Annotated in this window: 14 protein-coding genes, 1 tRNA gene and 1 pseudogene; 5 read left to right on the top strand and 11 right to left on the bottom strand. The window is 72.3% G+C overall.

Going from position 1 to position 22,582, the window contains the following annotated elements:
* From OHT77_RS24985 to OHT77_RS24970, 4 genes are all read right to left on the bottom strand, one after another.
* Nucleotides 1-2,682, bottom strand: coding sequence for a tetratricopeptide repeat protein (locus OHT77_RS24985; RefSeq protein WP_328830705.1), 2,682 nt, complete (start codon nt 2,680-2,682; stop codon nt 1-3).
* 100 nt (nt 2,683-2,782) lie between these two features.
* Complete coding sequence (locus tag OHT77_RS24980) at nt 2,783-3,631, bottom strand: AfsR/SARP family transcriptional regulator (protein WP_443048111.1); 849 nt, start codon at nt 3,629-3,631, stop codon at nt 2,783-2,785.
* Nucleotides 3,632-4,059: 428 nt separating this feature from the next.
* Nucleotides 4,060-4,953, bottom strand: coding sequence for a glycosyltransferase family 2 protein (locus OHT77_RS24975; protein ID WP_328830704.1), 894 nt, complete (start codon nt 4,951-4,953; stop codon nt 4,060-4,062).
* A gap of 275 nt (nt 4,954-5,228) precedes the next feature.
* Entirely contained in the window at nt 5,229-5,690 is a 462-nt protein-coding gene (locus OHT77_RS24970) for a DUF5707 domain-containing protein (protein ID WP_328830703.1), read from the bottom strand.
* Nucleotides 5,691-5,895: 205 nt separating this feature from the next.
* On the opposite strand from OHT77_RS24970, the gene OHT77_RS24965 reads away from it, so the two are divergent.
* The 4 genes from OHT77_RS24965 (at nt 5,896) to OHT77_RS24950 (ending at nt 9,756) form a co-directional block, all read left to right on the top strand.
* Nucleotides 5,896-8,235 (top strand): sensor histidine kinase, encoded by a 2,340-nt coding sequence (locus OHT77_RS24965; RefSeq protein ID WP_328830702.1) that lies wholly within the window; start codon nt 5,896-5,898, stop codon nt 8,233-8,235.
* Nucleotides 8,232-8,918: a response regulator transcription factor gene (locus OHT77_RS24960; protein ID WP_328830701.1), complete on the top strand. Its 687-nt coding sequence runs from the start codon at nt 8,232-8,234 to the stop codon at nt 8,916-8,918. Before OHT77_RS24965 ends, OHT77_RS24960 begins: the two co-directional genes overlap by 4 nt.
* A gap of 43 nt (nt 8,919-8,961) precedes the next feature.
* Nucleotides 8,962-9,294: an SCO4225 family membrane protein gene (locus OHT77_RS24955; protein WP_328830700.1), complete on the top strand. Its 333-nt coding sequence runs from the start codon at nt 8,962-8,964 to the stop codon at nt 9,292-9,294.
* A gap of 81 nt (nt 9,295-9,375) precedes the next feature.
* Nucleotides 9,376-9,756: an ANTAR domain-containing protein gene (locus tag OHT77_RS24950; RefSeq protein WP_328830699.1), complete on the top strand. Its 381-nt coding sequence runs from the start codon at nt 9,376-9,378 to the stop codon at nt 9,754-9,756.
* A 174-nt stretch (nt 9,757-9,930) separates the two neighbouring features.
* On the opposite strand, the gene OHT77_RS24945 is transcribed toward OHT77_RS24950, so the two are convergent.
* Entirely contained in the window at nt 9,931-10,521 is a 591-nt protein-coding gene (locus OHT77_RS24945; protein ID WP_328834332.1) for a hypothetical protein, read from the bottom strand.
* Between the two features lie 328 nt (nt 10,522-10,849).
* Here OHT77_RS24945 and OHT77_RS24940 point away from each other — a divergent pair, with 328 nt between their 5' ends.
* Nucleotides 10,850-11,674, top strand: a complete 825-nt coding sequence (locus OHT77_RS24940; RefSeq protein ID WP_328830698.1) for a SigB/SigF/SigG family RNA polymerase sigma factor — start codon at nt 10,850-10,852, stop codon at nt 11,672-11,674.
* A 16-nt stretch (nt 11,675-11,690) separates the two neighbouring features.
* On the opposite strand, the pseudogene OHT77_RS24935 reads toward OHT77_RS24940, so the two are convergent.
* The 6 genes and pseudogenes from OHT77_RS24935 to topA all read right to left on the bottom strand — a co-directional run.
* Nucleotides 11,691-12,140, bottom strand: a pseudogene (locus OHT77_RS24935) (DUF5994 family protein); the annotation flags it as partial.
* 267 nt (nt 12,141-12,407) lie between these two features.
* A tRNA-Thr gene (locus OHT77_RS24930) sits at nt 12,408-12,481 on the bottom strand.
* A 106-nt stretch (nt 12,482-12,587) separates the two neighbouring features.
* Entirely contained in the window at nt 12,588-14,255 is a 1,668-nt protein-coding gene (locus OHT77_RS24925; protein ID WP_328830697.1) for an alpha/beta hydrolase, read from the bottom strand.
* 170 nt (nt 14,256-14,425) lie between these two features.
* On the bottom strand, nt 14,426-15,631 hold the full coding sequence (locus OHT77_RS24920) for a DNA polymerase III subunit delta' (RefSeq protein ID WP_328830696.1): 1,206 nt from the start codon (nt 15,629-15,631) through the stop codon (nt 14,426-14,428).
* A gap of 410 nt (nt 15,632-16,041) precedes the next feature.
* Nucleotides 16,042-19,308: a dTMP kinase gene (tmk, locus tag OHT77_RS24915; protein ID WP_328830695.1), complete on the bottom strand. Its 3,267-nt coding sequence runs from the start codon at nt 19,306-19,308 to the stop codon at nt 16,042-16,044.
* Between the two features lie 212 nt (nt 19,309-19,520).
* Complete coding sequence (gene topA, locus OHT77_RS24910) at nt 19,521-22,352, bottom strand: type I DNA topoisomerase (protein WP_328830694.1); 2,832 nt, start codon at nt 22,350-22,352, stop codon at nt 19,521-19,523.
* Nucleotides 22,353-22,582: the final 230 nt, after the last annotated feature.

Below are 22,582 nucleotides of genomic sequence, written 5' to 3'. Positions count from 1 at the left end.
CTACGGCCGAGACGGTCGACGCGCGTCACGCTGCGACAACAGCTCGCTGAGTTCCTGGACGACGGCCTTCTCGTCGGTCCCGTCGAGGGCATCGAGGGCGGTGCGCCAGGCGTCGTAGGCCTCCTGCTCGCGGCCCATTTCCCTTAGCAGCAGGCCGAGTTGGTGACGGGCGAGGCCGCCCATGTAGCGGTCGGCGCGGGCGTCGGCTCGGCGGAGGAGTTCGGTGCATTCGGTGTGGGCGCGGGTGGCGTGGGTGGAGGTGCCTTCGGTGGAAGTTCCTTCGGTGAGGGTGCCTTCAGTGGCCGCCTGCTCGGTGGCGGTGTGGCCGAGGAGGCGGAGGGCGCGGACCAGGCCGAGGCGGGTCTGGGACTCGCCGTGCCAGTCGCCGTGGCCGCCGAGGATGCGCAGGCTCTCCTCGAAGTGCGGTACGGCAGCGGCCGGTTCGCCGAGGGTGAGGTGGGCGTAGCCGATGTTGCAGTGCGCGGAGTGCTGCACGATGACGGCGCCGATGTAGTCGCCGATCGCGAGGGAACGGCGGTGCTGCTCGATGGCGGCGCGCGGGTCGGTGTGTTCGTACAGGTTGCCGAGGTGGCTGTGGGTCACGGCCTCGCCGTACGGGTCGTTCAACTGCCGTGAGTAGGCGAGGCTTTGGCGCAGCGCGACGCCCGACTCGGCGTAGCGGCCCAGGCCTTCGAGGAGCAGGCCGCGGTTGTTGAGGCAGCGGCGGATCCAGGAGACCGCGTTCAGACGCCACCAGATCTCGAGGGCCTGGTCGTTGAGCCCGAGTGCCTCGCCCTGCCGGCCGGTCAGGAAGTGCAGCCCGGCGAGGTCCCCCAGCGCGTACGCCTCCGCCGCCGCGTCCCCGAGCCGCCGCGCCGCGCCGAGGGCGACCCGGCCGAGCACCTCCATCTCGGCGACACGGCCGCTGCGGAGGACGTAGGGGAAGAGGAGCCGGACGAAGGTCGAGATGTGGGCGGTGCGGCGGGGGTCGGCGGTGTCGCGGTACCGGGTCACCAGCGCGACGATGTTCTCCAGCTCCGAGTCGCCCCAGGCGAAGGCGTCTTCGGGGCGGGGGAAGGGGTCGGTGGCGGCAACTTCCCCGGCATGCGCGGGGAGTTGAGCCGCGGTCGGGCGGCGCCGGTCGTCCTGGTCGAGACCGGGTTCGACGATCGCGGTGAGGGTGTGTTCGGCGCGGGCGGTGTACCAGGCCAGCGCGGTATCGGTGAGGTCGAGGGGGAGGGGAGGGGGCGGCTCGGTTCTCGCGGGGGCGCTGTGCGGGTTGGCCGCCGGGGTGAGGGTGGGCGGACCGGTGTCCGCGAGGCTGCTGTGCCGGCCGGCGGGGGTGGCCAGTTCGCGGGCGAAGTCCCGGACCAGGTCGTGGGGGGTGTAGCGGCCGTACGCCGTCTCCTCCAAGAGGGCCACGTCCACGAGGCGGTCGAGGGCGGATTCGGTACGGCGTTCATCGGTGCCGGCGAGGCGGGCGAGCAAGGGGGCACCGTACGACGGGAGGTCGAGGGCGCCGATGTGGCGCAGGGCGAGGGCCGCGTCGCGGTCGGTACGGCGGTCCGAGGCGGCGAGGGCGTCGTGGGCCACGGCCAGCGAACGGCGGACGCTGAGGTCGTCGTACTCCAGGTGGTGCAACCGGCTTTCCGTGGCGGCCAGTTGACCGGCCAGGACGTCCGGGGTGAGGGCCCGGCGCGCGGCGAGCCTGGCGGCGACGACGCGCAGGGCGAGCGGGAGGCGGCCGGTGAGTTCGACGAGCGGGTGGGCCGCGTCGAGGGCGTCCCGGCCGGATACGGCACGCAGCAGCGCCGCGCTGTCCTCGCCGGACAGGGGTGTCAGCGGGAAGCGGCGGGCACCGTCCAGCGCGGTCAGCGGCGAACGGCTGGTGACGATCACCGCGCAGCCGGTACCGGCAGGCAGCAGCGGCCGTACCTGAGCGGCGTTCTCGGCGTCGTCCAACACCATCAGCGTGCGGGTCGGGGCGAGCAGGGTGCGGAGCAACGCGGTTGCCGCGTCCGGGTGTTCGGGGATGTGACGAGGCTCGACGCCCAGGTCCCGGAGCAGGGCGTGGAGGGCCTGGCCTGAGGTGAGGGGGGTCATTCCGGGGGTCGCGCCGTGCAGGTTCACGTACAACTGCCCGTCGAAGAAACGATCCTTCAACGCGTGCGCCGTGTGCAGCGCGAGGGCGCTTTTGCCTACGCCGGCCATGCCGGTGATGACGGCGAGGGGGTGGGAGTGCGAGGTGGGGTAAGGGTGCGCGTTGGGGTCGGTCGAGAGGGGCGCGAGGGTTTCGTACAGGGCGCGGTGGGTGTCGGCTCGGCCAGTGAAGTGGGCAGGTGGGGGCGGGAGTTGGGCTAGGCGGGGCGGCGAGCCGGGGGTTGGGTGACCGCCGGGGTCGGGGGCGGGGGTGGAACTGGGTTTGGCGGATGGGGAGTTGGGGGTGTCGGGGCCGTGGGGGGTGGGCGTCGGGGGGTGGGAGTCGAGCGGGGGTGCGGGGGCGCCGAGGGGGTCGGCATCCGAGGCGTGCGGGATGAGGGCGTCGGGCTTGTGGGCGCCGGAGGTGTGCGGCACGGGGGCGTTGGGCTTGTGGGCGCCGGAGGTGTGCGGCACGGGGGCGTCGGGCTCGTGGACGTCGGAGGCGTGCGGCACGGGGGCGAGGACGCCGGGGGCGAGCGGCACGGGGGAATGGGACGCGGGCGGCGAGTGAGCCCCGTCCACCAACTCATCCGCTCCTACGGCACCTACGCCACCGCCGACTCCAGCCGCTCCCCCCACCCCTTCAACCCCCCCGCGGCAGATCCCACGCCTCCCGCACCTCCGTGCCCTGCGGCATCACCCCGGCCGCGTCCCGCACGGCCGCCCCGCGCGGATCCTCGCCCCGCAGAACCTCCACGTGCGCCCCCCGAACCCCCGCCCCCGGCTCGATCCCCAGCTCGTCCAGCAGTCGGTTGCGCAGATCCCGGTGGACGGCGAGGGCCTCCGCCTGGCGGCCCGTGTGGTGGAGGGCGAGCATCAGTTGGCGGTGGTAGGACTCGCGGAGGGGATGGTCGGCGACGAGCGCGGCCAACTCCGGTACGAGCGCGCCGAGTCGGTCGCCGCCGAGGGCCAACTCCGCGTCGTAGCGCCACTCGAGGACGAGGAGTCGCGCTTCGGTGAGGCGTTGGGCGAGGGCGTAGCCGCCGAGTTCGGCGGGGAGGCCGCTGAGCGGGGTGCCGCGCCAGAGGGCGAGGGCGGCCGTGCAGGCGCGGACGGTGCCGGGCCAGTCCCCCGCCGCGTGCGCGGAACGGGCCGTAGCGACGTGTGTCTCGAAGACGTGGACGTCCAGTTCGCCCTCGTCGACGCGGAGGACGTAGCCGGGCGGTACCGCGCGCAACCGTTCCGGGTCGTCGAGGAGTCGGCGCAGGCGGGTCACGTGGTTGTGCAGGGACGCGTGCGCGGACGCCGGCGGTGAGCCGCCCCACAGCGCGTCCTTGAGGGCGTCGACCGAGACCACCCGGCCGGGTTCGAGGAGCAGCGCGGCCAGCAGGGTCCGCACCTTGGGGCTGCTGACGGGGTGCACTGCGTCGTGGTCCACCGGGTCGAAAAGGACAGGCGTGCCGAGCAGTCCGAACCGCAGCCCGTACCGCATCACACCGAACCCGTCACCTTTCCGCGCGGCCTCGCAGGGCCGTGCTCCGCGGCGGAGGTTCCGCCGTTCCTGGCGGATAACCGCCCTGTCCACGACGGTTTCCCGCCACCTTGCACCGGCCTCCGGGGGCCGGAATCCGCTACCGTACCCGCCGTCTCCCGCGATCGTGAGGCGACTTCAGGCCACACAGCTCGGGAGCATCCCGCGCACCGTTGGCCACATGTTAGCGATCCGTTGGTGCGACCTGATGTGATCACATCATCGGATCTGGCCCGACGGCGCGCGCGTACGACGCGCAGCTCGGGGGAGTGTCGCCGTCGCGGCCGGGTCCGGGGACGGGAGAGGGCCCCGGTCGTCGGAGGTGAACGACCGGGGCCCTCGTCCCTTACTTCCCAGGTACTGAGGCCCTACGGGTACTACGGGCCCGCTCAGATAACAGGCGGTCGCCCCAGCCGCGTGAGCCGCCACACCGTCCGCCACCGCATCGGCCGCCGCTCCCCCGCGCTTTCCCGCACGCCCTCCACGAACCCGCCGAACCACGCCCGGAGCCCGGCCACCGACCGTGTCCGTACGAGCGTGAGCAGCGTCCAGATGCCCAGGTGGACCGGGATCAGCGCGAGCGGGAGGCGGCGGCGGACCAGCCAGACGCGGTTGCGGGCGGTGACCCGGTAGTAGATGGCGTGCCGGGCGGGCGAGGTCTTGGGGTGCTGGAGCAGCAGCTCGGGGGCGTAGAGGATGCTCCAGCCGGCGTCGGCGGCCCGCCAGGCGAGGTCGGTCTCCTCGTGCGCGAAGAAGAACTCGGCCGGCCAGTCCCCCGTCTCGGCGAGCATCGCCATGCTGAGCGCGTGGCCGCCGCCGAGGAACCCGGTGACGTAGCCGCCCTGCATCGGATCGCCCGCGCCGACCCGCGGCACATGGCGCCGCTGGGTCTCCCCGTGCTCGTCGGCGATCCTGAACCCGACGATGCCCAGGCGGGGTTGGGCCGCGTACAGATCCCGTACCCGGCGCAGCACGTCCGCGTCGACGAGGAGTCCGTCGTCGTCGAGTTCGACCACGACGTCCACGTCACCGAAGGCGCGGAGCCGGGCCAGACCCACGTTGCGGCCGCCGGGGCAGCCGAGGTTCTCGTCGACGTCGATGGTGGTGACCTCGCCGGGGAGCGAGAGCCGGGCGGCGAACTCGGGGAGCCTGCAACCGTTTCCGACGATCACGATGCGGGTGGGCGGGAGGTCCTGTTTGGCCACGGACTCGAGGAGCGCGTCGACCTCCGCGGGCCGGTTTCCCATGGTCACCACGGCGACGGCGATCCTCGGCTCGACCACGTCTCTCACTCCATCCGGCCATCCGGCGATGCCCGCGCCCTGACCGCGCAGCACTCGCCGTTCACCAAGATGTTGCCTCAGATCGACCGGTTGCTACGACTCAAGTTCATTTTGCGGGACCTTTGTTGTCGCTTTGCCGGTTTTCCCCCCGCCGCACGAACTTCAGCGCCGACCGGTCGTCCCCCAACGCGGCGACCTCCACCTCGACGACACCGAGCGGGAGGAAGAGGTCCCGACGCGCGGACCACCGGCGCTCACCCGACCGCGCGCAGACGTCAGCCCGCGATCTCGAACGTCGCCGTCCTGGGCGCGAACCCCGTGTCCCCGTCCTTGGCCGTGGCCAGCGCCGACACGTACCACGTGCCCTTCGCCGCCTCGGTCGCCTCCTGCTGGGTGATCTTGAGTGTGTAGGTGCAGCGGGAGGTGTCGTCCGAGGTGGCCTCGCAGGTGGCGGACTCGACGTCGCGGAGGTCCGTCGCGGTCGGGTCCAGCTTCGAACTCGCGGGCCAGGCAACGACCTTGAGGCCACGGATGCCCGAGTTGTCGCTGACGTCGACCGTGTAGGTGAAGGAACCGGCGCGGTGCGCGGAGGGCGCGGTGTAGTGCGCCGAGCCGTTCGTCAGGGTCGGCTTCTCGGGGGCCGTGGCGGCCGACGCGGCGAGGCCGCCGGCGACGACTCCGCCGACCGCGGCGACGCCGGCGAGGGAGAGGAGGAGAGCGCGCTTGGACATGGACATGGGAGATCCCCCTGATGGTGTGGGTGGTGACGGGAGCGGTGGTCGACCGCTTCCCTCGATGTGATCGAGCCTAGGAGCGGGACGGGACGCGGTCCTCGGGCTGGAGGACGGTTGCCGCGTGGAACCAGAGATAGAGAAGGACGGGTCCGTCATCCCCCTTCCGCCCGACCCGGCCCCTCACCTGCGCCCATAGCCTTTGGGTGTCATGAAACGAACCGACGACCGGCTGCTCCCGGTCCTGCTGATCTGCGCCCAGGCCCTGGTGTGGCCGGTGGCTCCGCTGCTGCGCGGCACCGTGCCGACCGCGGCCGACCTGCTCGTGGCCGCGCTGGTCGCCGGACCGGTCACGGCCGCGCTCGCCCTGCGCCGTACGCGTCCGGTGTTCACGCTGGTCGTGGTCGCCGCCGCCTGCGCGGTGGGTGCCGGTCCGCTGCCCGTCGGGGCGATGGCCGTCCTCGGCACCGCGGGCGTCGCGCTCGCCCTCTTCACCGTCGCGACCGAGCGCGACACCTTCACCGCGGTCCTGTCCGTCGTCACGCTCGCCGTCTGGCAGCTGCTCCAGAACATCACCCTGACCGGTCTCAGCGACCACAACGGCCTCGACCTCGTCCTGACCGCCCTCCTCTACGGCTCCGCGTGCGGCGCGGGTCTCCACATCCGCCGCACCCGCCGCGCCCGCCGGGCCGCCGAACTCCTCCTGAACCGCGCCGAGTCCGAGCGCCACCGCCTCCCGGCGGCCGAACGGCGGCGTATGGAACGGGAGTTGCACGACGTCAGCGCCCACCACCTCACCGCCGTCGTCGTCACCGCGGGCGCCGCGCTCGGCCTGCGCGAACGCCGTCCCGAACTCGCCGCCGAGGCACTGGAGTTCGCGACCGAGACCGGCCGCGAGGTCACCCGCGCCCTCGGCGCGGTCCGCGCCCCCGCTCCCTCACGCGAGGAACTCCCGTCCCCCGAGCAGCGGTTGCGCGCCCTGGTCGCCGGCTTCCGCCGCCTCGACCAGCCGGTCGACCTCGACATCGACCCCCTCCCCGACGGCACCGTCGCCGACGCGGTCTACGGCATCGTCCGCGAGGCCCTCACCAACGTCGCCCGCCACGCCCCGGGCGCGCGCACGACGGTGACCTGCCGCTACGGCGACACCCGCACCGATGTCGTCGTCACCAGCGCGGCGCCACCCTCCGGTACGACGGCCCACGGCGCGGGCCTGGGCGGCGGCCGCGGCCAGGGCTTCCTCCGCTCCCGCGCCCGGGAGGCGGGCGGCACCCTGACCACCGGCCCCACCCCGCAAGGCGGTTGGGAGGTCCGCGCGACCCTGCCCGGCCGCACCGCGGCCCCGGTGGAGGACACCGTCCCCCGCAGCTACCGGGCCGCCCAGCTGATCGCCGCCATCGGCCTGGCCGTACAACCCCTGCTGCCCGTACTGATCACCCGCCAGGAATCGGCCCCCACCGGCTCCCACGTCTCGGCAGGCGTCCTCTTCGCCCTCCTGGCAGCAGCCCAGGCGGTGACCCTGCTCTGGCTCCGCAGGACCCCCCGCACCGCCCAACTCGCCTTGCTGACCCTGGCGTTGCTGTGGCCCCTGGCAATGCGGCTCGGCACCTACACGGGCCCGGTCCTTCTGCCTCCAACCCTGAGCATGGTGGCGACATGCTCAGCGGTGGCAATCCTTGAGGGGCGCGGGGAACTGCGCGCCCCGTCCCCACGCGCCCACACCCCCCGACTACCTCAAGTCCCGGTCTCCGTCTTCGCGTTGGCAGCGACAGCCGTACACGCCACCGCCCTGACGATCGCCGTCCTCCACCGAGGCACCCACCTCCCCGCCTGGGAAGTGATCACGGCAGCAACCGCCTTCACCTCCCTGGCAGTCGGCGCGGCCTGGCTCGGCGGAACCCTGCGGGCAAGGCAGGCCCGGGCAACCCAGGGCGCCCAGACAGAACAACTGGCCACCTGGACGGAGGAGGCCGTGAGAGACGCCTGGTCGGAACGCCGCCGCATCGCCGCCGGCCTGGAAACCACCGTCCTCGCACGCACCGCCGACATGGTCACCGAGGCAGAGGCAGGCCACCTGGACGCGACAGCCACCCGCGCCCGCGAGGCCCTCGCCGCGATGCGCGCCCTCCTGGACGCGGTCCGCGACGGCGAAGGAGACACCGCCCCCGACCTACGCCCCCAACCCACCGTCCAGGCGCTGGACCTGCTCGCCCACCAGTGCCGCGCCACCGGCCGGGACGTGCAGATCAGACTCACCGACCGCGTCCCGGAACGGCTCCCCACCGAGGTCGACCTCGCCGCCTACCACGTCGCCGAGACCCTCCTCGCGACCGGCGACGACACCCCCGCCGTACTCGAACTCGACGCGGACGAGACCACGTTGACGATCACGGCAACCGGCGTGCCCCGTGGCGCCGACACCGCCGTACGGGCCAGGCTGACCGCGCGGATCGCGCCGCTCGGCGGGACCCTGACGGCCGGCCGGCCACCGGGCACGGCCCAGCTGCGGCTGCCGCTCACGGCGCCGGACGACGAGGAGAGACAACGATGAGCCTCAGGGTGCTGGTCGTCGACGACCAGGGCATCGTCCGCGCGGGCTTCGCCGCCGTGATCGACGCCGAGGACGACATGACGGTCGTCGGCGAGGCCGCCGACGGTGTGACGGCGGTGGTGCTCGCCGCCGAACTCGCCCCCGACGTCATCGTGATGGACGTACGGATGCCCGAACTCGACGGCATCGCCGCCACCCGGATCATCACGGCCCGCGAGAACGCGCCGCGCGTGCTGGTGCTGACCACCTTCGACCTCGACGCGTACGTCTTCGACGCCCTGCGCGCCGGAGCCTCCGGCTTCCTCCTCAAGGACGTGCACGCCGCCGAACTCCTGCACGGCATCAGGGTGGTGGCCGACGGCGAGAGCGTGCTCGCGCCGTCCGCGACCCGGCGGCTGATCGGCCACTACGCGTCGGGCGCGGGCACCGGTTTCCGGTCCGAGGGCGTCCCGCCCGAGCTGGAAAGCCTCACCACCAGCCAGCGCAACGTCCTCGCCCTGCTCGCCTCCGGCCTCAACAACGCGGAGATCGCAGCCGAGTTGGACATCACCGTCGGCACCGTCAAGTCCCACGTCAACGCCCTGCTCCGCAAACTCGGCCTGCGCGACCGCGTCCAGGCCACGATCCTCGCCTACGACCTCGGCATCGCCCGCCCGAACCCGCCCGGCGCCGAACACCTCTGAGCCTCAACTCCCCTACGCCCAGCAGCAATCAGGAGACTTCGCCATGCCCGGTACCGACGCCACCGACACCCCTTCCCCGCTGCACCGGATCGGCCGCAACCTCCGCAACCCCTTCGCCCTCGGCTACCTCGCGCTCTGCCTGGCCCTGCTGGTCTGGGCGCTGGTCGTCACCGTCGCCGACGACTCCGGCGAGTCCATGGCGGGCGTCATCCCCCTGCTGGCCACCGCCCCGACCAGCTTCGTCTTCCTCTCCCTGCCGGGCGGCGCCCCGACGCTCGTCCTTTCCATGGTCGTCGGCGCGCTGGTCAACGCGAGCGTCATCGGCTGGTGCGCCCGCGCGCTGACCCGCGGCAACCGCTCCGACCCGACCCGCTGAGGCCCGTACGGCGCTACGCTGTGGCCGCGGTGTTCGCCCTGCTTCGCATCGGGCACAACCACCGCGTCGAAGGACTGCGGCATGAGGCACGCGACCTGCACCACGCACCAACCGACCACGACCCGTGCAGAGCGACCGCAGTTGACGGTCGTCCCCCCGCCCGCCGAGACCGACCTGCTGGCCGAACTCGACCAACTCCGCGCTCAGAACGCCCAGTTGCTGCTGGCCCTGGAGACCCGTGCGGTGATCGACCAGGCCCGCGGGATGGTGATGGCCCTGGCACCGTGCTCCGGCGACCGCGCCTGGGACCTGCTGGTGGACGTCTCCCAGCACTGCAACATCAAGCTCCGGGTGGTGGCCACGGCCCTGGTCGCCACGACGGCCGACGAGGCTCTTCCGGCCCCGATCCAGCGGGAGTTGCGCCGCGCGCTGCGACTCCTCCACGCGGCGGACCGTACATAGAGGCGGCTGCGGGCCGTACAGAGCAACCGTCGAAACGGCTACGGATGGGTCGGCACCGGGAGCTGTGGTTCCAACTCTCCGGTGCCTTCGTCCAGAACGGCCGACGGACGCCATTGCTGGGTAGCCCGGCCCGCGGAACCTAAACAGCTGGGAAACCCGCGGAGCCCGTGGCGCCTATTCGGGCCGCTGCGTACGGTCGTTGTGCGCGAGCCCGTCCGGATGGTCCTCGGTCCGCTCACCGAGCGGAAGTACCAGTACCCGTACGGCAGTTGAGTCCGGTTCGCGCCGGATCCGGCCGATCTCCCGCCACCCCCAGCCCTCCAGGGTCCGCCCGACACCCCGCGCGGACTCCTCCACCAGCGTGACGCCCAGCGAGGCCTGGTGGTCGGCGAGCAGCCGCTCCTGCATCAGGCGGGCCAGCCCGTGCGCGTGCTGGTGCGGGTGGACGAGGGTCTCCAGGATCGCGAACACATGCCCGGACGCGGTGAGTTGCTCCAGGTTCTGCGGCAACGGTCCCTCGAAGCCCTCCCACCACGACCCGTCGCGCGGCACGGAGAACCCGCAGACGCAGCCCGCGAGCGCCGCAGCCTCCGCGACGAGCATGTCGAAGCCGGCCAGCTTCACCTCGTCGGCCAGCCGGACCAGGAACTTCTGCCGGTCGTTGAACTCCTCGCCCGCCTCGGCGTCGGAGGACTCCACATACAGATCCGCCAGATCCTCCCGAAGCCCCTCCGCCTGCCAGCGGTTGAGCCGGCGCAGCCGCACCGTGTCCAAGGGGGACGGGTCCGGAGCGGGCGAATCGTGCGATGGCGAAGGGGTGTTCATGAGGCGCCTCGGTTCGGAAGACTCGGTCACTGGGGTGACGCGGTGGGGCGGAACGGCGCCTGGGTCTGGGACGTCTGTACGTGAGCATAGCCGCGAAAGTCACGAAAACCCGTTCGAACAAAGCCGTTTGAGGGCGACGCCACCGGGCACTCGTCCGGTGTGCTTCGGACTGGAGGCACCCCCGTGGGAGCGGTGTTCACTGCTCCCCACTCTGCTGCGATCTGCCGACCCCACGGTGAGTGACACCACCGAAGAGGGAGCACGTCCCATGCAGGCCGACAGCACACTCAAGTCCCGTACTCCCAAGCGGACTTACGACGACTCCCCCGACACCGACGAGTCGTTCCGCCGGATCGCCGCACTGCCGGAGGGACCGGAGCGGGCGGCGCTGTGCCAGGCGGTGGTGTGCGCGTGGATGCCGATGGCCGTACGACTGGCCCGGCGCTACCGGCACCGCGGCGAGTCCGCCGAAGACCTCACGCAGGTGGCCCAACTCGGCCTGGTCAAAGCGGTGTCACGCTTCGACCCGAGCCTCGGCACCGCGTTCCCGAGCTTCGCCATCCCGACCATCCTCGGCGAGGTGAAGCGGCACTTCCGCGACGACCTCTGGGTCGTCCACGTCCCGCGCCGGGTGCAGGAGCTGCGCGGACAAGTCCGTTCGGCGGACTACGAGTTGAGCTCCACCCGGGGCGGGACGGTCTCCGCGGTCGACGAGATCGCCGCGCACACCGGGCTGACGGAGGCCGAAGTACGGGTGGGCCAGGGGGCGTTGGAGGCATACACCGCCTGGTCCCTGGACGCCGTACCCGGACATCCCACCGACGGCCATCCGCTCACCGACACCCTCGGCGCCGTAGAACCCGACTTCGACCTGATCGTCGACCGCGAGGCCCTGCTCCCGCTGCTGCGGGCACTGCCCGAGCGCGAGCGCGAGATCCTCTACATGCGGTTCTTCTGCGACATGACGCAGGCCCACATCGGGCGGCAGCTCGGCGTTTCGCAGATGCACGTCTCCCGCCTGATCACCCGCACCTGTGCCCGCCTGCACGACCAGGTGATGGCCGAGCCGCGCGCGTTCAGGCGGGCGTCGTGACGGCGTCCGACGCGTCCGCCGCCTCGGCGACCAGCTGACTCCCGGTCGCCGTACGCAGCGGGTCGCTCGCGGCGGTCATCAGCCAGGCCGCCGTGGCGGGGTCCGTCTCAGGGGGCACGACCAGCAGGTCCCAGCGGGCCGTGCGGTACGACAGGAGCAGCAGCTGATGCGGGTCCTGCTCGCCCAGGAACCAGCCCACCTTCACGACATGCCCCTCGACCGGCACCCTGCGCGGGAAGTCGGACGGCCAGTGCGTGGGATTCACCGTGATCCGGGTGATCCGCCCCCACAACGGGTCGAGCGCGGCGACGAGTTGAGGCAGCTCCGCCGCCAGATCGCGGGTACGGGGCCACCAGGCACCGTCCAGCAGAGCCGGCTTGGAGCCGAGAGGAGCCAGCGACATCCGGAGTGCGGGGGCGGATGCCCCGGCCTCGGGTGCCGGCGCGGAAGAAACGGGCGCAGTCATGACGCGAACCCTGCTCTGGGCCGACCACGGCCGACCCGGCGTAATCAATCGCCGAAAACGACACGGGCATGGAGGCCGGTGCGCGAAATACCCTCGGTGCCTCTGAGCGTACTCCGAACCCCTCGACCACCGGCCACTCTCCAAGAGCAGGCCGATGGACACCGACGCGGTGATGCCCTACGACCCACCCGGCCGCCCCCGCCTCGACGGCCCCCGAGCAAAGCAAAAGCCCCAGGTCACGGCGAGTGAGTCCTGAGGCTTCTACAGAGCCGCCTTCGGGATTCGAACCCGAGACCTACGCATTACGAGTGCGTTGCTCTGGCCATCTGAGCTAAGGCGGCGCGCTGTCCACACCATGGTGCGATCAGCAACGTCGGAAAGTCTACACAGTTTCTGGGGGTGCTCCGTACACCCCCCGGACGCACCCCGTCCCCGCCCCCGCACGCCCTACGAACAGCGCTTCCCCTCCCCCGGCGCCGTCCCCCGCAGCAGATACGCGTCGATCGCCGAGTCGATGCACGAGCTGCCGCGGCCGTAGGCCGTGTGACCGTCGCCGACATACGTGAGCAGCCGGGCCGAAGAGAGCTGGTGGGCCAGGGACTGGGCCCACGGATACGGGGTCGCCGGGTCGCGGGTCGTGCCGACGACCACGAGGGGGGCGGCGCCCTTCGCCTCGATGCGGTGGGGTTCGCCCGTGGCCTTGACCGGCCAGTACGCGCAGCTCAGGGACGCCCAGGCGAGGCCGTCGCCGAAGACGGGGGACGCCTTCTCGAAGTCGGGGAGGGCCTGTTCGACCTGGTCGGGGGAGGTGAACGCGGGCGGCAGGTCGAGGCAGTTCACGGCGGCGTTGGCGAACATCAGGTTCGAGTAGCGGCCGTCGGCGTCCCGCTCGTAGTAGCTGTCCGAGAGGACCAGCAGGCCCGCGCCGTCGTTCTCCTTCATCGCCGACGTGAGTGCCTCGCGCAGCTGCGGCCAGGCCGCCTCGTCGTACATCGCCGCGATCACGCCGGTGGTGGCGAGCGCCTCGCCGAGCTTGCGGCCGTCCGCGTCGCCGGTGGGGATCGGGTGCGCGTCGAGCTTCTTGAAGAAGGCCTTCAGGTGGTCGCCGACCTGGCCCGGCGTCGTACGCCTGCCGCCGAGCGGGCAGTCGGTCTGCCGTACGCAGTCCTTCGCGAAGGACTGGAACGCCGTCTCGAAGCCCGCCGTCTGGTCGAGGTTCATGCGGCGCGCGGGCAGGGACGGGTCCATCGCGCCGTCCAGGACGACGCGGCCGACCCGGCCGGGGAAGAGTCCCGCGTACGTCGCACCGAGGAACGTGCCGTACGACGCCCCGACGTACCTCAGTTTCCGGTCCCCCAGCACCGCCCGCAGGATGTCCATGTCACGCGCCGCCTCGACCGTCGAGACATGGCGCAGGAGGTTGGCCGAGTGGGCGCCGCAGCCTTCCGCGAACTTCTTGTACTCGGCGACGAGTTCGGTGGTCTCGCGCTGGTCGTCGGGGGTGGTGTCGGTCTGCGTGAACGTGTCCATGGCCCGCCCGCCGAGGCACTCCACCGGCTCGCTGCGGGCGACGCCGCGCGGGTCCATCGCGACCATGTCGTAGCGGGCGCGGATCTCCGCCGGGTACCCGATCCCGGCGTACTGCTGGAGATAGCCGACCGCCGAACCGCCCGGCCCGCCTGGGTTCACCATCAGCGAACCGAGCGGCATGCCCTTGCCGGTGGCCTTCTTGCGGGCGACCGCGAGCCGGATGTCACCGGCGCCGGGCTTGGCGTAGTCCAGCGGCGCCTTCATCGTGGCGCACTCGAAACCGGGGACACCGCAGGTGTGCCAGCTGAGCTTCTGCGCGTAGTACGACGTCAGCGTGGACGGCGTCGCCCGCGGCAGCGCGGCCAGCGCCACGTCCGCGGCCGGACTCGCCGCCGTAGTCGAACTCCCCGCGGAACACGCGGACACGAGCAGCGCGGCTACGGCGAGCAGCGCGCCACCGGCCCTGTGGGTGCGGCTGCGCCGACTCCCGTGCCGGCTTCGGGGACTTCGACGGACCTCGACCTCGCTGGGCCGACTCGGCTGACTGCTCCGGCTGGGCCGGCGAAGGGGGCGCCTGATGTGCATCGCCCGAGCGTAACGCTGCGCGATCTCTTGAATGCTGTACGTGCATGATCAGCCCCGGACGAGTTACGCCGTCAACCTCACGCCCGGCGTGTCAGTCACCCGCCGGCCAATCAACCCGCCGCCCGTCCGGCCACCCCAGCGGATCACCCCACCCGTGCCGCCCAGGCCGCTCAACCCGCTCTGAGCGCCAACGTCATCGCCTCCACCGCGAGCAGCGGCGCCACATTGCGGTCGAGCGCCTCCCTGCACGCGCCGATCGCCTCGATACGACGCAACGTGGACTCCGGCGAACCGGCTCGCGCGAGCCGCTCCAACGCGTCCTCGGCGTCCGCGTTGGCGATCGCCACCCGGGAGCCGAGCTGGAGGGCGAGCACATCCCGGTAGAACGCGGTGAGGTCGGTCAGCGCGAGGTCGAGGCTGTCGCGCTGCGTACGCGTTCTCCGGCGCTTCTGCTTGTCCTCCAGGTCCTTCATCACCCCGGCCGTGCCACGCGGCATCCGGCTGCCCTGGCCGCCGCCCATGGCCGCCTTCATCTCCTCGGTCTCCTTGTCGTCCACCTCCTCCGCCAGCTGCTTGGCGTCCTCGGCGGCCGCGTCCACCAGCTCCTGGGCGGCCTTGAGACAGCCGCCGACGTCCTCGACGCGCAACGGCAGCTTCAGCACGGCGGCCCGGCGCTGGCGGGCGGCCGGGTCGGTGGCCAAGCGGCGGGCCCGGTCGACATGGCCCTGCGTGGCACGCGCGGCGGCCATCGCCACGGCGGGCTCGACGCCCTCCCGCCGGACGAGCAGGTCGGCGACGGCGTCGACCGAGGGCGTGGTCAGGTTCAGGTGGCGGCAGCGGGAGCGGATCGTGGGGAGGACATCCTCGATCGAGGGGGCGCAGAGGAGCCACACCGTGCGGGGGGCGGGTTCTTCGACGGCCTTGAGGACCGCGTTGGCCGACTTCTCGTTCAGCCGCTCGGCGTCCTCGACCAGGATGATCTGCCAACGGCCCGTCGCCGGTGACGTGAAGGACTTGCGGACCGTGTCCCGCATGTCGTCGGCGAGGATCTGGGTGCCGACCGCGGCGACCGTGGTGACGTCGGCGTGGGTGCCGATCAGCGCCGTATGACAGCCGTCGCAGAAGCCGCAGCCGGGGCTGCCGCCGAGCGCGCGGTCGGGGCTCACGCACTGCAGCGCGGCGGCGAAGGCCCGCGCCGCCTGATTCCGCCCGGCGCCGGGCGGACCCGTGAACAGCCACGCGTGCGTCATCTTCGACGCCTCCGGCGGGGCCGTGCCGGTGGTCGCGGCGGTGACGAAGGCGTCGGCGTCCCGAGCGGCGGCATCAAGCTGCTCACTCACCTTCTCCTGCCCCACCAGGTCATCCCACACCGTCATGGGTCACCGGCCCTTTCGTCACGCTTCGAGTCACGAGATCCATTGTGCGGGGCACCACTGACAAGGGGGGCCGGGTGGTGTGTGGGGGGGGGAGTCAGTTGGGAGGGGCGGGAGCTGGGTGCGGGGTGCTGATTGGGAGAGGGGGGCTGGGCCAGTGCACTGATCTGGAGACGGTGGGAGCTGGGCGCGGGCGGCTATTCGGAGGGGCCGAACGCTGAGTGCGGGCGCCGATCCGGAGGTCCGGGCACTGGGTGCGGGGCGCTGATGCGCGGCGGGCACGCGAGGCGCGGGTCACCGTCCCGACGCCGCCAGCCCACTCGGCCCACGTCACCGTCAGCCGTACGCGCCCTTCACCATCGGTCCCGCACCCGGTGTACCCCGAACCCGTCAGCCCCGCCCCCGCCCAGACGTCAGCCCCGCCGCCCCCGCCCACGACCCCGCCCGCGTCCGGTGTCGTCGTCGTGGTCGCCGTCCTCGCGCGGGCCGAGCAGTTCGTCGGCCAGGGAGGGCAGGTCGTCCAGCGGAGTTTCCTCAGCCCAGTCGGGGCGCGGCCGGCGCCGGGGTGTGCCCTGCTCGTCGACCTGGGGCAGTTCGCGGGTACGGTCCTCGCCGCCCTCGGGCCGGTCGCCCGAACGCTCGTCCCGGAAGTACCCGGCCGGCACCCGGTCCGAAGGACCATGGTCGCGCACCGGCGGCAGCACCGCGGTCTCGTCCGCCGCGCCGACCGGCGGCAGCTCGGCCGTCTCGTCGGCGGCACCGGACGGGACGGGCGGCAGTACGGCCGTCTCCTCCGTGGCGGACACCGGCGGCAGTACGGCCGTCTCGTCCGCGGCCCCCGTGGGAGCCGGCGGCTGCGGCAGCTGGGCCGTCGTCTCGGAGTCACGTGCGTCGGAGTCGCGCTTCTCGGCGTCCGGTGACACCGACCGCAGCACAGCCGTCTCCTCCGACGACCGGCCACCCGCACTCGCACCCGCACCCGACGGCTTCACGACCGGCGTCTGCACGGTCGACGCCTCGGGCCTGACCCCCGGGGCCGGAGGAGCCGTGGGCTGACGGGCAGCCCGCTCCGCGGCGGCCGCCGCCTCGGCCGCCAACCGGCGTGCCTCCTCGGCCGCGAGCAGGGCCGCCTCGGCCTTGCGCTGCTTCTCCAGCCGCCGTGCCTCCGCCTCGGCGCGCAGCCGGGCCTCGTCCTCGGCCTGCTTGCGCAACCGGTCGGCCTCCGCCCTGCGGCGGCTCTCCTCGGCGGCGCGGGCCTCCTCCTCGGCGAGAAGGCGGGCCTTCTCCTCCTCGGCACGCCTGCGTGCGTCCTCGGCGCGCTGCCTGGCCTCCTCGGCCTGGCGCTCGGCCTCGCGGCGCTGGGCCTCCTCCAGCTCGCGCCGCTTGCGCTCCTCCTCCTCGGCGCGCAGCTGGGCGAGCTGCTCCTGGCGCTCGCGCTCCAGGCGCTCCTCCTCGGCCTTGCGGGCGGCCTCTTCCTCGGCCTTGCGCCGGGCCTCTTCCTCGGCGGCCTTGCGCGCTTCCTCCTGGGCCTTGATCTCGGCCTCGGAGAGCGGCAGCACGGTGTCGAGGCGGTGCCTGATCACCGTGGTGACGGCCTCGGGCTCCTGGCCGGCGTCGACCACGAGGTAGCGGCTGGGGTCGGCGGCGGCCAGGGTGAGGAAACCGGACCGTACGCGCGCGTGGAACTCGGCGGGCTCCGACTCCAGTCGGTCCGGCGCCTCCGTGAACCGCTCGCGGGCGGTCTCCGGGTCCACGTCCAGCAGGACGGTCATGTGCGGGACGAGTCCGGCGGTCGCCCAGCGGTTGATGCGGGCGATCTCGGTCGGGGAGAGGTCACGGCCGGCGCCCTGGTAGGCGACGGACGAGTCGATGTAGCGGTCGGAGACGACGATCGCGCCGCGCTCCAGGGCGGGCCGTACGACGGTGTCGACGTGCTCCGCGCGGTCGGCGGCGTAGAGCAGGGCCTCCGCGCGGTGGGACAGTCCCGCCGACGACACGTCGAGCAGGATCGACCGCAGCCGCTTGCCGACCGGGGTCGCACCGGGCTCGCGGGTGAGCACGACCTCGTGGCCCTTGCCCCTGATCCACTCGGCGAGGGCCTCGGCCTGCGTGGACTTGCCGGCGCCGTCGCCGCCCTCCAGGGCGATGAAGAAGCCGCTGGTCGCGGGCACCGTCTCGGGGTCGTCGCCGCCGAGCAGCGCGTCCCGCAGGTCGTGGCGGAGCGGCACTCCCGCGCGGTCGTCGACCTTGGCCAGGACCAGTGCGGCGACCGGCAGCAGCAGAGCGCCGACCAGCATCAGCGTGAACGCGGCACCGCCGTGCGCGAACACGAACTTGCCGTTCTCCAGGCGGTGCGGGCCGATCAGCGCCGCCACCAGGGGGGCGATCAGCGCGCCGAGCGCGACGGCGACCCGGACGACCGCGTGCAGGTGCTCGGTCGTGCGGGCCTTGCGGTAGTCCTCGGCCTCCTGGTCGAGCAGGGTGTGCCCGGTGTTGGCGGCCACGCCCGCGCCGATACCGGCGAGCGCGACGATCAGCAGCACCGTGGTGACGTCCGGGACCAGGCCCGCGGCGAGCAGCGCGATGCCGGTGAAGGCGATGGCGAGGGTCAGCAGCCGGCGGCGCGACAGGGTCGGCAGCAGCGAGGGCGCCGTACGGATGCCGACCACGACCCCGCCGGTCAGGCCGAGCACCAGCAGCCCGAAGGTCACCGGGCCGCCATGCAGATCCTTGGCCTGGAGCACGGACACGGCGACGGCGGCGGAGATCGCCCCGGCGACGGCCGCGCAGGCGATCACGAGCAGCGCGATCGCGCCCGTACGGCCCTTGTCGATGCCGGTGCCCGTCCGGGGGCGGCGCAGCCCCTCGAGCGGCGACCGCGCGCGCGGGGTGCGGATTCCGGGCAGCTCCAGGGCGGTCAGCACGGAGAGGGACGCGGCGAACAGCCCGGCCGCGACGTACGAACCGAGCGCGGCCTGGTGCTGGTCGAACCAGGCGATGCCGGTGCCCAGCAGGTTGTTGAGCAGGGCCGCCACGACGAGTGCGGCGGCGGCGAGCGGGATGGCCACGAAGCTCGTGCGCAGCGAGAGCCGGCGCAGTGCGTCCATGTGGTCGGGCAGCGGCCGGACCGTGGCGCCCTCGGGCGGCGGGGCCGGCAGCAGGGCCGGGGCCGCGCTCTCGCGGCACACCGTCCAGAAGCGCTCGGCGACTCCGGTGACGAAGGCGGTCACCAGGAGCACCGCCAGGGCGTTGTCCGGTGTCCAGTCGATCCACAGGGGGGCGACGATCAGCAGCGCGGCCCGCAGACCGTCCGCGCCGACCATGGTCCAGCGGCGGTCGAGCGGCCCGTCCTGGGAGGTGAGCGAGGTGAGCGGGCCGAGCAGCACCGCCCCGAAGAGCAGCGTCGCCAGGACCCGCGCCCCGAAGACGGTCGCCACCGCGAGAGCCACACCCCGGTAACCACCGCCGAACGAGCCCTGGGCGATCGCCGCCTGGAAGGCGAGCACGACCAGGACCAGCAGGGCGAGGGTGTCACCGACACCCGTCACGAACTGCGCACTCCACAGCCGCTTGAGCTGCGGTTGGCGCAGCAGGGCGCGGACGGCACGCTCGCGGGAGTCCGCGACAAGGGCGTCGTCGGGGGCCGGCTGGTGGCCCGTTGGCTGCTCGGCTGGCGTCATGCTTTCAGCCTATCGGCAGCCACCGACAACAAGCCGCGCCCGTCCGGAGCCGCACACACCCCGACACCAAAGTGATGCCGGGGCGTGCGTTTCGCGACCCTGCGGTGCAGGAAGCGTGTGCTGATCGGTCCTCGGACGGGAGCCCGACGGACCGTCAGCTCCCGTCCGTCGGCTCTCGTCCCGTCGGCTCTCGTCCGGTCGGCTCTCGTCCGTCAGTCCTCGGACGTCACCTTGGAGGAGGCCGTCTTCTTGGCGGTGGCGGCGGCCGTGGTCTTCTTGGCGGCCGTCGTCGTCTTCTTCGCCACGGTCTTCTTCGCGGTCGTCGTCTTCTTGGCGGGCGCCTTCTTGGCCGCCGCCTTCTTCGCCGGGGCCTTCTTCGCCGTCTTCTTGGCGGGCGACTTGGCCCGCTTCTCGGCGAGCAGCTCGTAGCCGCGCTCCGGGCTGATGTCCTCGACGCTGTCGCCGGAGCGCAGGGTCGCGTTGGTCTCGCCGTCGGTGACGTACGGCCCGAAACGGCCGTCCTTGACGACGACGGGCTTCTCGCTGACCGGGTCGGTGCCCAGTTCCTTCAGCGGCGGCTTGGCGGCGGCCCGGCCGCGCTGCTTGGGCTGGGAGTAGATCTCCAGCGCCTCTTCGAGGGTGATCGTGAAGAGCTGGTCCTCGGCCGTCAGCGAGCGGGAGTCCGTGCCCTTCTTCAGATACGGCCCGTAGCGCCCGTTCTGCGCGGTGATCTCCACGCCCTCGGCGTCCTTGCCGACGACGCGCGGCAGCGACATCAGCTTGAGGGCGTCGGCGAGCGTCACCGTGTCGAGGGTCATCGACTTGAACAGCGAGGCCGTACGCGGCTTGACGGCGTTCTTCCCGGTCTTCGGGGTGCCCTCGGGGAGCACCTCCGTGACGTACGGGCCGTAGCGGCCGTCGCGGGCGATGATCTGGTGGCCCGACTCGGGGTCGGCGCCCAGCTCGAAGTCGCCGCTCGGCTTGGCGAGCAGTTCCTCGGCGTGCTCGACGCTGAGCTCGTCCGGCGCGAGGTCCTCGGGGACGTCGGCACGCTGGTGGTTCTCGGAGTCCTTCTCGCCGCGCTCCACGTAGGGGCCGTAGCGGCCGACGCGCAGCATGATGTCGTTGCCGACCGGGAAGGACGACACCTCGCGGGCGTCGATCGCGCCCAGGTCGGTGACGAGTTCCTTGAGGCCGCCGAGGTGGTCGCCGTCGCCGTTGCCGGCCTCGGCGGCGCCGCGGGCCTCGCCCTCGCCGAAGTAGAAGCGCCGCAGCCACGGCACGGCCTGCGCCTCGCCGCTGGCGATGCGGTCGAGGTCGTCCTCCATCTTGGCGGTGAAGTCGTAGTCGACGAGCCGCCCGAAGTGCTTCTCCAGGAGGTTGACCACGGCGAAGGACAGGAAGGACGGCACCAGGGCCGTGCCCTTCTTGAAGACGTAGCCGCGGTCGAGGATCGTGCCGATGATCGACGCGTACGTCGACGGGCGGCCGATCTCGCGCTCTTCGAGCTCCTTGACGAGGCTGGCCTCGGTGTAGCGGGCCGGGGGCTTGGTGGCGTGCCCGTCGACCGTGAGTTCCTCGGCGGTCAGCGCGTCGCCCTCGGCGACCTGGGGCAGCCGGCGCTCGCGGTCGTCCAGCTCGGCGTTCGGGTCGTCGGCGCCCTCCACGTAGGCCTTCAGGAAGCCGTGGAAGGTGATCGTCTTTCCGGAGGCGCTGAATTCGACGTCCCGGCCGTCGGACGAGGTGCCCGCGATCTTCACGGTGACGGAGTTGCCGACCGCGTCCTTCATCTGGGAGGCGACGGTCCGCTTCCAGATCAGCTCGTAGAGCTTGAACTGGTCGCCGGTCAGGCCGGTTTCGGCGGGCGTGCGGAAACGATCACCCGAGGGGCGGATCGCCTCGTGCGCCTCCTGGGCGTTCTTGACCTTCCCGGCGTACACGCGCGGCTGGGCCGGCAGGTAGTCGGCGCCGTACAGCTGCGTCACCTGGGCGCGGGCGGCCTTGACGGCCGTCTCGCTCAGGGTCGTGGAGTCCGTACGCATGTAGGTGATGTAGCCGTTCTCGTACAGCTTCTGCGCGACCTGCATCGTGGCCTTCGCGCCGAAGCCGAGCTTGCGGCTGGCCTCCTGCTGGAGGGTCGTCGTGCGGAACGGCGCGTACGGAGAGCGTCGATACGGCTTCGACTCGACGGACCGGACGGCGAACCGCGTGTCCTCCAGGGCGGCGGCCAGCGCGCGGGCGTTGGCCTCGTCCAGGTGGAGGGTGTTCGCGCTCTTGATCTGGCCGAGGGAGTCGAAATCGCGTCCCTGGGCGACGCGCTTGCCGTCGACCGCCTGGAGACGGGCGACAAGGGTCGACGGGTCGCTCGCGTCACCGGCCCGGCCGGTCCCGAAGGTGCCGGTCAGGTCCCAGTACTCGGCGGAACGGAAGGCGATGCGCTCGCGCTCCCGCTCGACGACGAGCCGGGTGGCGACGGACTGGACACGGCCGGCCGACAGGCGCGGCATGACCTTCTTCCAGAGGACCGGCGAGACCTCGTAGCCGTAGAGGCGGTCGAGGATGCGGCGGGTCTCCTGGGCGTCGACCATCAGCTGGTTGAGGTCGCGCGGGTTGGCCACGGCGGCCCGGATCGCGTCCTTGGTGATCTCGTGGAACACCATGCGCTTGACGGGGACCTTGGGCTTCAGGACCTCCAGGAGGTGCCACGCGATGGCCTCGCCCTCGCGGTCCTCATCGGTGGCCAGGAAGAGTTCGTCGGAGTCCTTGAGGAGATCCTTGAGCTTCTTGACCTGGGCCCGCTTGTCGGCGTTGACCACATAGATCGGCTCGAAGTCGTGGTCGACATCCACACCGAGGCGACGGACCTCGCCGGTGTACTTCTCAGGCACCTCCGCGGCGCCGTTGGGAAGGTCGCGGATGTGCCCGACGCTCGCCTCGACGACATATCCGGGGCCGAGGTAGCCCTTGATCGTCTTCGCCTTGGCAGGGGACTCGACGATGACGAGTCGGCGGCCGCCGTGTGCGGTCTCGCTGGTCGGGGACAACTTCGCTCTTCTCTCCGGTCGACGCTGGGGCCTCCCCCGGGGTCGCTTGCCCCGGGGTCGGGTCATGGTGACGCTGCGGAGTGTGACGGTACATCCCGCCCCCGTGTCAAACGGGAAAAGCCCGCAACGGCCACTCGAACGGTAACCCGACTACCGCCATTCCTGCCGCCCGGAGTCCCCACCGGCCTTTTCGGCGCCGTCCGGGGAGTGATCGCCCAGCTGTCCGCCGC

This window comes from Streptomyces sp. NBC_00252, assembly GCF_036187565.1.
In the GTDB taxonomy this organism is placed as follows: Bacteria; Actinomycetota; Actinomycetes; order Streptomycetales; family Streptomycetaceae; genus Streptomyces.
Note: the sequence above shows the minus strand (reverse complement) of the source record. Positions and strands in the feature narration are given on the sequence as shown.